This window comes from Planococcus ruber, assembly GCF_022819085.1.
Classification (GTDB): Bacteria; Bacillota; Bacilli; order Bacillales_A; family Planococcaceae; genus Planococcus; species Planococcus ruber.
This window is the reverse complement of the sequence record NZ_JALHAG010000011.1, coordinates 96,270-112,214: the sequence shown is the minus strand read 5'-3', so window position 1 is coordinate 112,214 and position 15,945 is coordinate 96,270. Positions and strand designations below refer to the sequence as shown.

At 45.8% G+C, this 15,945-nt stretch carries 14 protein-coding genes; 11 read left to right on the top strand and 3 right to left on the bottom strand.

The features are described 5' to 3' along the window. The first annotated feature begins 105 nt into the window (after positions 1-105). The 5 genes from MTR82_RS13275 (at position 106) to cydC (ending at position 6,049) form a co-directional block, all read left to right on the top strand. Positions 106-852, top strand: coding sequence for a DUF2087 domain-containing protein (locus MTR82_RS13275; RefSeq protein WP_246809442.1), 747 nt, complete (start codon positions 106-108; stop codon positions 850-852). Between the two features lie 22 nt (positions 853-874). Then, entirely contained in the window at positions 875-1,225 is a 351-nt protein-coding gene (locus tag MTR82_RS13270) for a GIY-YIG nuclease family protein (protein WP_246809441.1), read from the top strand. Positions 1,226-1,406: 181 nt separating this feature from the next. Next, positions 1,407-2,021, top strand: a complete 615-nt coding sequence (wrbA, locus tag MTR82_RS13265) for an NAD(P)H:quinone oxidoreductase (protein ID WP_246809440.1) — start codon at positions 1,407-1,409, stop codon at positions 2,019-2,021. 600 nt (positions 2,022-2,621) lie between these two features. Next, positions 2,622-4,346 (top strand): thiol reductant ABC exporter subunit CydD, encoded by a 1,725-nt coding sequence (cydD, locus tag MTR82_RS13260; protein ID WP_246809439.1) that lies wholly within the window; start codon positions 2,622-2,624, stop codon positions 4,344-4,346. After that, positions 4,343-6,049, top strand: coding sequence for a thiol reductant ABC exporter subunit CydC (gene cydC, locus MTR82_RS13255; protein WP_246809438.1), 1,707 nt, complete (start codon positions 4,343-4,345; stop codon positions 6,047-6,049). Before cydD ends, cydC begins: the two co-directional genes overlap by 4 nt. Before the next feature lie 113 nt (positions 6,050-6,162). Here the strand turns inward: cydC and MTR82_RS13250 are convergent, their stop codons facing one another. Continuing rightward, the gene (locus MTR82_RS13250; protein WP_052653306.1) at positions 6,163-6,411 is read right to left on the bottom strand and encodes a hypothetical protein; all 249 of its coding nucleotides are present in this window, start codon (positions 6,409-6,411) and stop codon (positions 6,163-6,165) included. A gap of 301 nt (positions 6,412-6,712) precedes the next feature. Here MTR82_RS13250 and desA point away from each other — a divergent pair, with 301 nt between their 5' ends. The 3 genes from desA to MTR82_RS13235 all read left to right on the top strand — a co-directional run bounded on the left by desA (position 6,713) and on the right by MTR82_RS13235 (position 9,552). Then, complete coding sequence (gene desA, locus MTR82_RS13245; protein ID WP_246809437.1) at positions 6,713-7,732, top strand: Delta(5) desaturase DesA; 1,020 nt, start codon at positions 6,713-6,715, stop codon at positions 7,730-7,732. A gap of 90 nt (positions 7,733-7,822) precedes the next feature. Next, a complete protein-coding gene (locus MTR82_RS13240) occupies positions 7,823-8,956 on the top strand; it encodes a sensor histidine kinase (RefSeq protein ID WP_246809436.1) in 1,134 nt (377 codons plus the stop codon). Further along, a complete protein-coding gene (locus tag MTR82_RS13235; protein ID WP_052653300.1) occupies positions 8,953-9,552 on the top strand; it encodes a response regulator transcription factor in 600 nt (199 codons plus the stop codon). The genes MTR82_RS13240 and MTR82_RS13235 overlap by 4 nt, the downstream gene beginning before the upstream one ends. A gap of 466 nt (positions 9,553-10,018) precedes the next feature. Here the strand turns inward: MTR82_RS13235 and MTR82_RS13230 are convergent, their stop codons facing one another. Continuing rightward, a complete protein-coding gene (locus MTR82_RS13230; protein ID WP_052653298.1) occupies positions 10,019-10,384 on the bottom strand; it encodes a DUF2188 domain-containing protein in 366 nt (121 codons plus the stop codon). A gap of 108 nt (positions 10,385-10,492) precedes the next feature. Between MTR82_RS13230 and putP the strand changes: the two genes are divergently transcribed. After that, positions 10,493-12,025 carry a sodium/proline symporter PutP gene (gene putP / locus MTR82_RS13225; RefSeq protein WP_246809435.1) on the top strand — a complete coding sequence of 511 codons (1,533 nt, stop codon included), beginning with the start codon at positions 10,493-10,495 and terminating at the stop codon, positions 12,023-12,025. Positions 12,026-12,085: 60 nt separating this feature from the next. Here putP and MTR82_RS13220 read toward each other — a convergent pair whose 3' ends face one another. Further along, complete coding sequence (locus MTR82_RS13220; RefSeq protein WP_246809434.1) at positions 12,086-13,642, bottom strand: BCCT family transporter; 1,557 nt, start codon at positions 13,640-13,642, stop codon at positions 12,086-12,088. A 185-nt stretch (positions 13,643-13,827) separates the two neighbouring features. Here MTR82_RS13220 and MTR82_RS13215 point away from each other — a divergent pair, with 185 nt between their 5' ends. Both MTR82_RS13215 and hflX read left to right on the top strand, forming a co-directional pair. Further along, positions 13,828-14,556, top strand: coding sequence for a VOC family protein (locus MTR82_RS13215; protein WP_246809433.1), 729 nt, complete (start codon positions 13,828-13,830; stop codon positions 14,554-14,556). A gap of 93 nt (positions 14,557-14,649) precedes the next feature. Beyond that, a complete protein-coding gene (gene hflX, locus MTR82_RS13210) occupies positions 14,650-15,921 on the top strand; it encodes a GTPase HflX (protein ID WP_052653289.1) in 1,272 nt (423 codons plus the stop codon). Positions 15,922-15,945: the final 24 nt, after the last annotated feature.

The following is a 15,945-nucleotide window of genomic DNA, read 5'->3' as shown; positions in this document are numbered from 1 at the left end:
TTTCAAGAAAACCTCTGTAATTTTTCGCAGAGGTTTTCTTGTTTTAATTCAAACAATAGTTTATTATGTTTATTATATTATAAACAAATGGAGTGAAAGTTTGATATGAATAAACCCGAAAGATTGTGGGAAGCCACAGTGGATGAAGTGAAAAACGGCTTCATCGAAGAAAAAGGGCACTACCAATGCTTATTGTGCAATGAACAGATTGAAAAAGGGATTATTTACCCTCATGAAGAGGTATTCTATGAAGCGGAACGTTATATGCGCCTGCATATTGAAGTGGCGCATGGCTCTGTTTTCCATTACTTGATGGGCATGGATAAAAAACTGACGGGTTTGACTGAGCACCAGAACCGTTTGCTCGGCTTTTTTTATGAAGGCAAAAAAGATGCTGAAATTCAGCAGGAAATGGAAATAGGCAGTGCCTCAACTATCCGCAACCACCGTTTCGTATTAAAGGAAAAAGAGCGGCAGGCGAAACTGTTTTTAGCGATGATGGAGCTGTTAAAGGAAAAAGATGAATATGCCCCGGCTTTTATTGAAATTCATCAGACTGCGACAATGGTTGATGACCGGTATAATGTTACAGCTGAAGAAGAACAGGCAATCTTAGCGAAATTTTTTGAAAAGGAAAAACTGAAAAGTTTTCCTCCGAAAGAAAAGCAGCGGCTCGTTGCCATAAAAGAAATCAGCAAACAGTTTACTGCGGGGGAACGCTACAGTGAACCTCAAGTCAATGGAATAATTGAGCCTATCTTTAGCGATTATGGATTGGTCAGAAGATATTTGGTCGAATACGGCTTCCTTGGACGGACAAGAGACGGCAGCGAATATTGGCTGGAAAAATAAAAAAGAGAAAGGCTTGAACATAATGGAACGAAAAAAAGAGTTGAAAATGCAGTATAAAGAAATGCCGATTAAAGCGGGGGTATACAAAATCCAAAACAAGCAAAACGGCAAATGCTTCGTCGGCAGCACCCCTAATTTAAAGACATTGAACGGCGTCAAATTTATGCTGCGAAACGCTAATCACACGAACAAGCAATTGCAAGAAGAGTGGTTGGCACAAGGCGAAGAGCAATTTGAAATAACGGTTCTCGAAGAGTTGAAAAAATCGGAAGATCCGTTGGCAAATCCGAAAAAGGAACTGGAATTGCTGGAAGAAAAGTGGCTGGAACAGCTTAAGCCTTATGGGGAAAACGGCTATAACATTCAAAAATAATGATGCAGAAGAGCGCCTCGCAAAAGCGTTCTTTTTTTATTTTATTGAAGGATATTGCGTATTTGATTGTTTAGTTTTTCTGGAGAACGGGGAAAGGGTAAACGTAAGAAAAATCTCAAATTCAGGATAATTTTGTCTTTACGTATCAGTCACGGACTTTATACAAAAAGGAGAGAAAATTATGGAGAACATCAAATTGGCAATCTTGTATTACAGTTCAACAGGAACAAATTATCAAATGGCGCAATGGGCGGAAGCTGCTGCAAAAGAAGCGGGCGCAGAAGTCAAATTAGCGAAAGTGAAAGAAACCGCTCCACAGGCAGCCATTGATTCAAATCCTTTATGGAAAGCCCATTCAGAAGCAACAGCAGATGTGCCCGAAGCAGATGTTGACATGCTGGAGTGGGCAGATGCCATCATTTTTAGCGTTCCTACACGGTTTGGACACGTTCCTTCGCAGTTCCAGCAATTTTTGGATACGACAGGAGGATTATGGGCACAAGGAAAACTGGCGAATAAAGTGGTAAGTGCTATGTCTTCAGCTCAAAATCCGCATGGTGGACAGGAAGCGACCGTACTGGCTGTCTATACGTCCATGTTCCATTGGGGAGCGATTGTTGCGGCACCTGGCTATAACGATCCGGCCTTGTTCAAGGCGGGAGGAAATCCATATGGCACGAGTGTTAGTGTGGATCAAAACGGAAATATGGTAGAAGACGTGAAAGATGCCGTGGTTTATCAGGCAAAGCATACAGTAGAAGTAGCACAATGGATCAAAAATGGCAGAAGCCAATAAAAGTCAAAGAAAGCAGGCAAGCTATAAATTAGCTTTTGCCTGCTTTAACTTTTTTATATAGGGTATAGATATAATAGGGATGAAAAGTTAACAAACGGTCAAATTATAAATAATTCCATTGCAAATATTATAATAAAAGACCTATATAATTTGACTTTTCTGAAAATAATTGGTACGATAACAAAAAAGTTTAGGTACATATGCTTGGGTCTTTGAAACTACCGTGAAGTGGGGTGAGGATCTTGATGACAAAAGAGGAACAAGCAATCTTTGAATACGAGCTATATAAACTGAGCATGGAATATCAGAAATGCATGGACGAGTATTTAAAATCGCAAATACAGCAAGATATTTCTTTTTTGTCATCAGTCCTTCAAGGATCGCAGAAAAGGAATTCGCAATCGCGTTCGACGCGTTATTAAAATCACAGCGAAAAGCCGCTGTGATTTTTTTGTGTGACCTTCTTTTTTCCTTCCAGTGTGTTTGTGAACAGATTTGTAACAAACGCCTCAGAAAATTGCTTGGCAGCGGGCGGCTGGAGCGGAATTTAGCCCTGCGTGCTTTATAATAGAGGCAACAGCAGCTAAAGGAGAGAATTGCATGCTTGATCTTAAACAGCTAGCGTATGAACGGAAAAATAGAATGGCTTGGTTGATTGTCGCTTCTTTGCTAAAAGGAGTTGCGATGATTGGGCAAGCATTGTTTTTTGTCTGGATTGCCGATGCGGTGTTTTTAAAAGATGCCTCATTCCGAGAAGTTCTGCCTTATTTTGGGGGGCTGCTTGCGGCTATATTAATTCGTGCAGCCAGCGGCTACGCGATCGGCAGAACGGGCGTAAATCTAGCGTCTGAAGCTAAAAGCACTTTGCGCACAAAGTTGACTGCCTCTTTTGCAGGAAATCCGCTTCAAGCATCTGTCCAAGGGCAATCTGGCGAAAAGGTCAGCCTGCTTTTGGATGCAGTCGATGAAGTAGACGCCTATTTCAGCAAATACATTCCTCAAATGGTTCAAAGTGCCATCATTCCCGTTCTTCTATTGATTGTGATTTTTTCACAGCATTGGGTGACGGGCCTGATCATCTTGATCACAGCTCCATTTATTCCAGTATTTATGGCGCTTGTCGGGATTAAGACCAAAGAAAAAGCGGATGCCCAAATGGAAAAGCTGGGCCGTTTTTCAGGAACTTTTTTGGATGTCCTTCAAGGGTTGACGACGTTAAAACTGTTTGGGCGTGCCGAGCAGCAAAAGCAAGTCATCAAAAAAAGCAGCCTCGATTTCCGGGATGCGACCATGGAAGTTTTGAAGTCGGCGTTTTTATCTTCGCTGATGCTGGAATACATTTCGATGCTCAGCATGGGGATCATCGCGCTGGAAATCGGTTTGCGTCTAGTTGTTTATGATAATTTAACTTTCTTCACGGCCTTTTTTGTGATGATCCTGGTGCCGGATTTCTTTAATTTATTAAAAGACTTCGGCAGCGCGTTCCATACAGGGCGCGGCAGTGCAGCGGCAGCAAAACGATTGGCTGCCGAACTTGAAAAAGAACGGCAACCCGTTGCTTTTGGCCAGGCTGAAATGCCCGAGCAGCCCTTTGCCATTAACGTAAATGCTTTGTCTTTCCAATATGAAGATGGATTTGGATTAGGCCCAATTGAGATTGCGGCATCTCCGGGAAGCCGGCTCGCGATTATCGGGAAAAGCGGTTCAGGAAAAACGACTTTGCTTCATGCCATTGCTGGCCTGTTGCCGCTACAGGATGGACAAATTTTAGTGAATGGCATCCCGAGAAGTGAAATTGCTGAGACATCCTGGTTTGACCACCTAAGCTATATCTCACAAAATCCGTACTTGTTTGCGGGGACGATCAAAGAAAATATTTTAATCGGCACCAGCCAGCAAACGTCAGAAGAAGAATTAACGGAGGCTGCCCGAAAAGCGGGAATTCTGGAAATGGTTTATTCATTGAAGCAAGGATTCGAAACGCCTGTCGGAGAAGCGGGGAGAGGATTGTCGGGAGGGGAAAAACAGCGCATTGCCTTGGCCCGTGCTTTTCTCAAGAAACCGTCTCTTATTCTTTTTGATGAACCTACCTCAGGATTGGATTTGTACACTGAAAAAGTTCTTCAAGAGGCTATTGAAGAACTTGGCCGTGATGCGACGATCGTTACCGTAGCGCACCGCTTGCATACAGTGCGGAATTCGGATGTGATTTTGGTGCTTGCTGACGGGAAAGCAGCGGCAAAAGGCAGCCACGAAGAGCTGTTGGAAACGTATAGCCCTTATCGGGAGATGCTGGCTATTCAGCAAGGAGGGGTTTTGCAATGAAGGAATTAAAGCAAGTGATGCTGCTGACAGTCCGTGAAAAAAGAGACGTCAGCATCGCCATCTTCTTTGGTTTTCTAGCGGGAATCGCAGGAGTCGCCCTTATGGCTTCAAGCGGTTACTTGATCTCGAAAGCAGCACTGACTTCACAGATGACCATCTTGATCGTGATGGGAGCCTGCCTGAAATTATTCGGCCTCGTATCAGCGTTAAGCCGTTATGCAGAGCGTTTATTTTCGCATCGGGCAACTTTTACGATGCTGAGCAATTTGCGCGTATCCTTTTTTGAACGGCTTGAACCGCATGCGCCGCAGCTCTTTCAGAAGTATCGAAGCGGAGATTTATTGGCACGTATTGTAGGAGACGTTGAAAGCTTGCAGAACTTTTTGCTGCGTGTGTTTTATCCGCCGGTCGTTCTTGGCATCGTCTTTTTAAGCACTATTTTCTTTGCCTCTTTCTTTTCATTCACCATTGCGCTCGTGATAGCAGCAGGCATGATGTTGACAATTGTTGCAGTGCCGGCCGTTTTTGCGTGGCGCCAAAGAAAAATCGATTCCGCCACTCGGGCAAGCCGGGCAGCTTTATCATCGGAAGCGGCTGAATTTCTTTTTGGTTTCCGTGATTTGAAAATCTACCAGCAATTGGACACGAAAGAGCAGCAGCTGGCTGCTTTTTCGAAGGACTACGCAGAACAGCAGCGAAAAGTGGGGCTTGAGGAGAATTTAAGCCAGTCTGTGAATGGTTTTGCAGCCCTCCTTGTTTCTTTTTTCGTATTAGGATTAGGAACTTATTTTGTAGCCACGGACCAGTTGGACGGCCTGTATTTGGCTATGCTTGTGATGATTTCATTGGCTGTATTTGAAAACGTTCCGCCAATGGCTGTATTTCCAGCGTATTTCGAAGACAACCGCAAAGCGGCTGTCCGTTTAGAAGAGATAGTAGCAGAAGAGCGAAACAAGGGGAAATCGCTTGAATTGTCTAACGGACCGCTGGATTTTAAACTGGAAGGAGTGTCTTTTGCCTATCCGGACGAGGAGCGTCCAGCGCTCCAGGATGTCTCGCTTACGTTTAAAGCGGGAACGAAAACAGCGATTGTCGGACCAAGCGGTTCAGGGAAGTCGACTTTGCTGCAGGTTCTGTTAAATATTGCAGACGTGGATTCCGGGGATGTGGCTGTCGGGGGCATCCCGCTTCAAAAGGTGCGCCAAGAAAGTTTATGGGCGGCCATGAATGTCGTGCTGCAGGAAAACCATTTCTTCTATGGGACCATCCGCAGCAATTTGATGATTGCCAATGAAGAGGCGACAGAGGAAGCGATGCGGAACGCATTAAACAACGTTCAGCTTGGCCACTTCGCGCTGGACATGAAGGTCAGTGAAAAAGGGGCGAACTTGTCCGGCGGCGAAAAGCAGCGGCTGGCGATTGCCAGAGCTTTATTGAGATCGAAGCCGATCTGGCTGCTTGATGAACCGGTCTCATCTGTCGACAGCAGCACGGCCCACGCCATCTATCAAGAACTTTTTGCCCAAGGCAAAGGGGATACTTTCGTCATCATCAGCCATGACTTATCCGGTCTGGAGCAGATGGATCAAATCGTCGTCATGGAACAAGGCCGCATCATTGAAACCGGCACTTACAAGGAAATCATGAAGCGGCAAGGGTATTTCTATGGGTTGAAGCAAATTGAAAAAAGTATATTTGCCTAAATCAAAACGGAAGGCATCGCGATCAAGCGATGGCCTTCCGTTTTTTATGCGGGCCCGTTTAGCAAATTTCAAAGAAAAAAGCCGATTGGCTGAACCGGCTCTTTTGAAAGAGGCTATAAAAGCGTTTTTTCCTTTTCGATAAAGAAATGCTGCTCTCTTTTTGCATCTTCAAGTTTCATCTGTTCTAATTCTAATCGCATCTTCTGCGTCTCAATCACAAAGTTTTCATGTTTCAGCCGTTCAAGCTCCAGTTGGCTTTCGATCATTTTGTTTTTAAGCTTCGTTTGGGTTTGGAAATGGGAGGTAATGATGCCAGCGAGTGGAATTGAAAAAATCATAATCACAGCTACGAGCCCAGTCACACTGTTCACCTCTCTTTGAATTTTCTGATTTATTCCAGTATACCTGATGGAGGGGAAATGAAAAAGAATATCGACGGTATTGAATGGAAGAATTCTTCGTTTCTTTACTGGTATTCCACAAACCGGCGCTGCTAAAACCAGCATGCCTCTTAAAACGGATTCTTTAGGGCGCCGTATTCGCTAATATATGACAAGTGTCATACAACATCCATGCGTTTGTGCCTTTTTTGCCATAGCTGGATTCTTTATGATTAGGATAATAAGTTATCCGGGCAGACAAACCCGTATAAGGAGGAAGAACATGAGCAAAGAAAAAACAGCGCAATTACGCAAATTTGTAAAGCCATTTGAAACGGCAGATGTAAAAGCAAGTGTACGGCAATTGGTGAATACGATTCCGCCATTCATCATCGCATGGACTTTGGCTTACCTCGCTCTTGACGTTTCCATCTGGTTAACGATCGCTTTATGTATCGTTGCTGCAGGTTTTGTCGTTCGTACGTTCATCATTTTCCACGATTGCACACATGGTTCGTTCTTTAAGAACAAAAAAGCCAATGCCGTTGTCGGGACCATTACAGGAATTATGACATTATTCGCTTATGAAAAATGGAAACGCGAGCACTCGATCCACCATGCTTCAAGCGGAAATTTAGATAAGCGCGGCGTCGGCGATATTTGGGTCATGACGATCGAAGAATATGTAGAAGCTTCTAAATGGGAACGCTTCAAATACCGTATGTACCGCAATCCGTTAGTGATGTTCGGTCTCGGGCCATTATTCTTAGTATTGATTTCAAGCCGCTTCAACCGCAAAGATGCACGTAAAAAAGAACGCAACAATACGTATTTGATCAATATTTCTCTTGTCGTGATCTATTCCCTTCTTATTTGGGCAATCGGCTGGCAGGCATTCCTGATTGTTCAAGGGACTACAATGTTTACAGCAGGCGCTTTAGGCATTTGGCTGTTCTACATCCAGCATACATTTGAAGATTCGTATTTCGAAGATGAAAGCGAATGGGATTATGTGAAAGCGGCTGTAGAAGGAAGTTCATACTACCAGCTTCCAAAAGTCTTGCAGTGGGTGACCGGAAACATCGGTTTCCACCACGTGCACCATTTGAGCCCGCGGGTGCCAAACTACAACTTGGAAAAAGCGCATGAATCGACTCCGCCGCTTCAACAAGCGACAACAATCAACCTTAAAACAAGCCTTAAATCATTGCGCTATAAAGTGTACGATGCGAAAAACAAAACGTTTGTCACTTTCGGCGAAATTAAGCATTTGCTGAATGAAAACAAAATTACAGCACAATAACGAAAGGAAAAAATCATTCGCTCTGAATGGTTTTTTCTTTTTTTAGTTGTTTGGTATGATGGATAGTACTAGAAGAGAAGGAGCCGTGTTATGCATAGCTGGTATCAAATATTTCCGAAAAACCCGTGGCTCAGCCTTTATGCATGGGTCATATTCTGCATCTTGCCGTTCTTTTTCATTTTCCGTTCTTCGTCTTTTATTGACGTCCTGCTCGGCGTCATGTCGCTGCTGATTTTCTTTATCGCCTACCGGCTGTCGTTTAACTCAAGAACAGGGTTTATTTACTTATGGATTGCTATTGAAATGATGGTCAATATTGCGATGACGTTTTTATTCGGATATGTCTATTTAGCTATTTTCCTCGCGTTTTTTATCGGCAATATCCGCAATAAAATCGGGTTTTTCATCATTTACGGATTCCTTATCGGTACGACAATCCTGGCTGTCGTGCTGGGGATGATTGAACACAGCACGCTTTATTTATCGCAATTGCCGTTTATCGTGCTCACGATCCTCGGTGTCATTCTGCTGCCGTTTAATACTTACAATCGCAATAAACGCGAGAAGCTGGAGGGGCAATTGGAAGATGCCAACAAACGGATTTCCCAGCTTGTGGTCATCGAAGAACGGGAGCGGATTGCCCGGGATCTCCATGACACTTTGGGCCAGAAACTTTCGCTAATCGGCTTAAAAAGTGACTTGGCCGGGAAATTGCTCTATAGAGATGCCGATGCGGCGCTGAATGAAATCAACGACATCCGGCAGACCGCGCGCACCGCGCTGAAAGAAGTGCGGGAATTGGTGTCCGATATGCGCGGCACCAAATTGGAAGATGAACTGCTGCGGATCCAGCAAATTTTAAAAGCAGCGGAAATCGATTTTGTTTTATATGGCAATGCAAAGTTGAACAATACGCCGCTTTTGGTAGAAAATGTGCTGAGCATGTGTTTGAAAGAAGCGGTAACGAATGTCGTCAAGCACAGCCAAGCGACGCGCTGCAGCGTGTTGATCAAGCAAAAACCGGAAGAAGTGCTCGTCCAGGTGCAAGATGACGGCATCGGCTTTGAAGGAAATAAAAAACAGCAAGGGAACGGACTGGCCGGAATGCGCGAGCGCTTAGAATTTGTAAATGGCAGCGTGGATATCCAGACGATGGATGGAACAACTTTGAACATCCGTGTGCCGAATGTGATTTTATATGAAACGAAAGGGGAAGTCAGATGATTCGAATCGTGTTGGCTGAAGATCAGCGGATGATGCTCGGGGCACTTGGTTCCTTATTGGACTTGGAAGAAGATATGGAAGTGATCGGAAAAGCGAGCAATGGCGAAGAAGCCATTGCGCTCGTAGAACAGCATCAGCCGGATATCGTCATTATGGATATCGAAATGCCTTTGAAGAGCGGCTTGGATGCAGCGGAAGCTTTAAAAGACCATCCGTGCAAAATCATTATTTTAACCACTTTTGCGCGTTCCGGTTATTTTGAACGTGCAAGAAAAGCGGGGGTGAGCGGCTATTTGCTGAAAGACAGCCCAAGCGAAGATTTGGCGACCTCGATCCGCACGATCATGGATGGACGCCGGATCTATGCACCGGAACTGGTGGACTTGGCATACTCGGATGAAAATCCGTTGACGGAACGCGAAAAACAAGTGATGGAATTGATTGCAGAAGGCAAAAGCACAAAAGACATCGCAAAAGAATTATTCATCACGAGCGGAACCGTGCGCAACTACATTTCCACCATCCTCGACAAACTAGAAGTCGGCAACCGAATCGAAGCCATTTCGCGTTTTAAAGAAAAGGGTTGGTTTAAGTAAGAAAAGCGGAAACGGCCGTTAAGCCCCGACCAGCTTAAGGCGCACAGCGCCGGAAATCCTGATTTCCAGAGCTGGGTGACTTAAGACCTCGAGGGGCTGGCCGTTGGAGTCTGGACAATAAAGAAAAGCGGAAACGCCTGTCCAGCTTCGAAAGGCATAAGACGGATTGCCGAAGCGGCGTTTTTGGCCGCACAGGCAAGACGGCTTATGACCCGAGAAGCTAGGCGTTGGAGTCTGGACAATGAAGAAAAGCGGAAACGGCCGTTAATCCCCGACCAGCTTAAGGCGCACAGCGCCGGAAATCCTGATTTCCAGAGCTGGGTGACTTAAGACCTCGAGGGGATGGCCATTGAAGCTAGACAAAAAGAAAAGCGGAAACGCCTGTTCAGCTTCGAAAACTTAACCAATAGAAAATGCCGCTGTCAATGAGACAGCGGCATTTTCTATTGGCCGAAAGAACTTCCATCTAATCTTCGTACAAAGTGTCTTCCAAGGAACCGTCTTCGGTGTAAATATGCAGCTCCCCGTGGTTTTTGTTCACGTAGCGCTTGGCTTCGCCCATCAACTCTTTTTTGGTTTCTTCGATGAGAATGGCTTTTTTGCTGTCTTTTTTCTTTAGCTGCCATCCGTCATCATGCGAACGGATTTCATAGATGATTTTTTCTTCATCGCCTTCGACCGTTTTCTGTGCTTGGCTCATCGCAATCGGAATCGCACGGCCTTCCTCATAGCCATCCCGCAGCAGGGCATTAGCGATTTCAATCGCCTTGTCACGGACATCGGCATTCAAGTTTTTAAAGGAATCGGGATAGTCTTTTTTGCTCCATGGCATAGTGATCGCCTCCTTGATTTTCTTTTCCCAAATCCCCTTAATAAAAAACAAAAATCTACTGGTATTAAAGACTTAGGGTGATACAATAATGGGAAAGGAGGGGATGAAATGTCGGATACAACGTATCAAATAATTGCATTGATCATTTATATGGCTGCCATGCTATTTATTGGCTGGTATGCCTATCGCAAAACAGTTAATCTCACCGACTATATGCTTGGGGGAAGAGGATTAGGAGCAGCAGTCGGGGCGTTAAGTGCTGGAGCGGCAGACATGTCCGGCTGGCTACTGATGGGTCTTCCAGGCGCCATCTACGTGAGTGGCCTTGTGGAAGTATGGATTGCCATCGGATTGACAATCGGTGCTTACTTAAACTGGTTCTTCGTAGCTCCGCGCCTTCGCATGTATTCATTTGTGACAAGCGATTCAATCACGATTCCGAGTTTCTTGGAAAATCGTCTGAAAGACAACTCGCGCTTATTGCGCATTGTTTCCGGAATTATTATCTTAATCTTTTTCACTTTTTACGTGTCATCAGGAATGGTGGCCGGCGGAGTATTCTTTGAGAGCTCTTTCGGCCTTGATTACCACCTTGGATTAGTCATCGTATCGACCGTGGTTGTGGCTTATACCTTGTTTGGCGGATTCCTGGCGGTAAGCTACACGGATTTCGTCCAAGGCTTGATGATGTTCTTGGCCTTGATTCTTGTTCCGCTTATTGGGGTATTTGTGACAGGTGGATTCAGCGAAACGGCTGACAGCATCCGTGCGGTCGACTCGACGCTCTTGAACTTCACAACCGGCGCTTCGTTTATCGGCATTCTTTCAGCTGTCGCTTGGGGCTTGGGTTACTTTGGCCAACCTCATATCATTGTCCGCTTTATGGCGATCAAGACATTGAAAGAAGTGCGCCAAGCCCGCCGCATCGGCATCAGCTGGATGATCTTGAGCTTGCTTGGAGCCACTGCCACTGCATTGGTGGGGATTGCTTACTTCCAGCAGAATCCGAATTTGAAATTGGGCGATCCGGAAGGCGTCTTTATTGTCCTCGGACAGATTTTCTTCCACCCGCTAATTGCCGGATTTATGTTAGCTGCGGTACTGGCTGCGATCATGAGCACGATTTCGTCTCAGCTCATCGTTACCTCTTCAGCCTTGATTGAAGATCTTTACAAAATCGCATTCAAGAAAGTTTCGACGGATAAGCAGTATGTAAGTTTGGGCCGATTAGCCGTGTTGGTGATTGCCCTAATCGCCGCTTTCCTAGCCTGGGAACAAAATGAAACCATTCTCGATCTGGTCGCCTACGCTTGGGCAGGTTTTGGTGCTGCCTTCGGTCCGCTGATTTTGCTTTCACTGTTCTGGCGCAAATTGACGACTTGGGGTGCCCTTGCCGGAATGGTGGTGGGTGCGGCTACTGTGATCATTTGGGATGCGATCGGCACGGCTTCCGACGAAAAAGGGGCAACGGCGCTTACGAATTTCATCGGCAGCGTTTATGAAATTATTCCAGGGTTTATCCTTTGTTTGCTTGCAGCAATCATTATCAGCTTGATCACTTATAGAAAGAATGCTGAAATTGAAAGAGAGTTCAGCGAAACTGAACGCTTGATCAAAGAAAAAGAAGTACCAGTCAAGTAATTTGAAAAAGGCTTCAGCGATCCTAAGGGATTGCTGAAGCCTTTTTATTTTGATAAACGGTTAACGTTTTTTCTCTTGCATTCTTCTTGCTTCTCTTTGTAATCTCTCGAAGCGGCGAAGGTCTGCCTGACGAATCGGAATGGTTTCGCCTTTAATGATTTTCAAGAAAGAGAAGACCATGAGCAGGAGCAGCAGCGTGAACGGCAATGCCGATATCAGCGATGCGGTCTGCAGCGCTTCCAGTCCGCCTGCATAAAGCAGGACGGCAGCGATTGCTGACATCAGAACGCCCCAAACAATTTTAAATGCCGTAGGGGGATTCAAACTTCCAAAACTGGTCATGCTCGCGAGAATATAGGTAGCGGAGTCGGCTGAAGTGACAAGGAAAGTAAAAATCAACAGAATTGCCAGCACAGACATAATACTGGTTAACGGCAGCTGGTCGAATGTTTGAAATAGCGCTGAAGTCAAATCAGCATCGACTGCTTCGGCAATGCTTGTGCCTTGCTTTAAATCATACCAAAGCGCTGTTCCGCCAAATACGGCGATCCAGACACAGGCAATTGCAGGAGGAATGACCATGACGCCGAGGATAAACTCGCGGATGGTCCGTCCTCTTGATACCCGGGCGACAAAAGCACCGACAAACGGCGACCAGGCGATCGCCCATGCCCAGTAGAAAATGGTCCACCCGAGGACCCAATCGCCGCCTTGGTAAGGCTGCAGGCGCAGGCTGTATTGCACGAAATTGGTGATGTAGTCGCCGATTGCCAAGGTGAATGTCTCTAAAATGAAGACAGTAGGTCCGGCGAAAAAGACGAAAATCATCAAGACAAGCGCAAGTCCGAGATTTAAATTGCTGAGGTAGGCAATGCCTTTATGTAATCCGGTGGATGAAGAAAGCGTATAGGCGGCAAACATCACGCCAATAATTGCTAATTGAATGCCGAAAGAATTTTCAATTCCCCAAACGGCATTTAATCCGCCGTTCATTTGAAGAACGCCAAGGCCAAGCGAAGTGGCAATTCCCATCACCGTCGCAATAACCGCTAAGGAGTCAACGGAATGCTTAATGAGCGGTTTGCTGCCGACAACCGGTTCAAGGGCTGCTGAAACCAAACCCGGCTTCTTTTTGCGGAATTGCAGAAAGCCGATGACGAGGCCGACAATCGCAAAAACGGACCACTGGCTAATGCCCCAATGGAAAAAAGAATAGCCCATGGCAATTCTTGCCGCTTCCTCTGTCTGCGCGGGATTATCGAATGGCGTCGTGAAAAAATGGCTCATGGGTTCAGCTACGCCCCAAAAGACAAGCCCAGCTCCGAACCCGGCTGAAAAGAGCATGCCGATCCAAGTGAAAAAAGGAAACTCGGGGCGATCGGAATCAGCTCCCAACCGAATGCTGCCGTATTTGCTGACAGCGATGAAGATTAAAAATAGAATGATGATAAATACAGCCAATAGATAAAACCAGCCGAAATTGATTGTCGTGAAGTTGAACAAGTTTCCAGCTACGTTGCCAAAGCCGATCGGATTAATGGCACCGATAAGGACCAGCAATAAAATAACTGCAGCGGAAACGATGAATACGGGATTTTTCAATAGTTTTTTATCCATAATTTCCTCCTTTTTTACTTTTGTCTGTTTCCTTATACCCTACCGTAACGAAAAATACTCGGCAAAACCACCCCTAATCGACAATTGCCCAAAGAGTTTGCCTTCATCTGCAAACAGCAGCATAATAAAAGGAACCGGTAAAAACCTTGGCATATTCGCAAAAATGCCAGTTATGGAGGTAAGTTATGCTATTAGATCATATCGTTCATTTTATTGAAGAAACGCCGGAACAGGCGGCTGCACATTGGAGAGGAAAAGGGTTTTACGCAGCGGTCGGCGGCCGGCATGAGCAATGGGGAACGCATAATGCGCTTCTCTATTTGAAAAACTGCTACATCGAATGGCTCGCCGTTGAGAAGATGGACGTCGCCCGGAGCGCCGATCACCCCTTAACGGCCTTGCTTCTCCATGACCGTAAAGGCTTTGGAACGGTTTGTTTCCGGACGGATCGCATCGAAGCATTGGATGAGCGGTTAACAAAAGAAGGGTTTAAAACTTCCGGCATCTTGAATGCCCAAAGAAAGACCGGAAGCGGTGAAGTCATCCGTTGGAGAATGCTCTTCCTGTCAGAAGAGATATCCGATCAATTGCCAGCCCCTTTTTTTATTGAATGGGAGGAGACGGATGAAATGCGGTATGAAAGTTTGCGGGAACGGGGAGCCATTCAGCCGGCCAATGAAGAACTGGAATTGGATTTGTTGGTTTTCGGCGTCCGTGACCCTGAGGAAAGCCGTGCCAAATGGAAGCGTATATTGGGCGGTTCATTAGCGTTGCCGAATGGCCAGATTGAGTTTGAAGAGCTTGCAGGGCAAAAGGAAAGGCTGCAGAAAGTGGTATTTAAGCAAAGCGGCAAAGAAGAAACCTATGAAGCTGGCGTTTACCGGTTGCCGGTGCAAGGGAATATAGAGAACTAAAGGATGAAGCTGGATAGAAGTTTACGGGAAATAACCCGATTTTCTTTTGCCTTTAGCAGCAAGTTTTCCGCTTAGCATGAAGGAGGAAAATAAATGGATGAATTACATGAAAAAGCCGTGTTAGTTGGCGTGCAATTGCAAAAAGACCTCCATTTTGAATACGAAATGGAGGAACTGAGGAATTTAGCAGAAGCCTGCAATGTGGAAGTGATGGGGGAAGTCCATCAGAATTTAGAACGGATCAATCCTTCTCATTATGTTGGAAAAGGAAAAGTGGATGAAATTAAAGTGTTTTATGAGGAAACGGATGCCAATTTGGTGATTTTCAATGATGAACTTTCGCCGTCGCAGATCCGCAATCTGGAAGAAGATCTGGAGTGCAAAGTCATCGACCGGACGATGCTGATCTTGGATATTTTCTCGCGCCGCGCCAAAACGCGTGAAGCGCAAGTACAAGTGGAGCTGGCGCAATTGCAATACATGCTGCCTCGCCTCGTCGGCTTGCGCGCCTCGCTCGGCCGCCAAGCAGGGAGCAGCGGCGGCGGATTAGCCAACCGGGGGGCCGGTGAAACGAAACTGGAGCTGGACCGCCGGAAAATTGAAGAGCAATTGTCGAAGCTTCATAAAGAGCTGGAACAAATTCGTGCGCAGCGGGAAACGCAGCGCAAACAACGCAAAAAGACAGGCTCGCCGGTCGTTTCGCTTGTCGGCTATACAAACGCCGGAAAATCCACCATCATGAATGAGCTTTTGACTAAATCTGGCCAGCAGGAAGAAAAACAGGTTTTTGAAAAAGACATGCTGTTTGCTACATTAGATACCTCCGTCCGCCAAATCAGGCTGGAGGACAATAAAAACTTTCTGCTGACTGATACGGTCGGGTTTGTCAGCAAATTGCCGCACCATTTGGTCAAAGCTTTCCGCTCCACATTGGAAGAAGCACGGAATGCGGACTTGCTGCTGCACGTCGTTGATGTGTCCAACGAAGAATATCGGCATATGATGAATGTGACCCACGCGACGCTTCATGAAGTGGGAGTCGAAGGCGTACCTACTGTTTACGTCTACAACAAAGCGGATTTAGCCGGTGTTCCTTATCCAAGAGTAAACGGCGACAGTTTGTGGATTTCTGCAAAAGAAGGGCGCGGCCTGGATGAATTGGTGGAGATGATCAAGCAGCACTTGTTCTCAGGCCATGTCACGTGCCGCATGGTCGTTCCTTTCGAACGGGGAGATGTGGTGGCTTACTTGAATGAGCATGCGACTATTCTAGATACCCAATACGAAGAAGAAGGAACGCTGCTGAAAGTGGAATTGGGCAAAGTCGACTACGACCGTTTCGAGGAATTTGTCATCGGCAAATAAAAACAGGCTTTTCGCTTCGCTGTC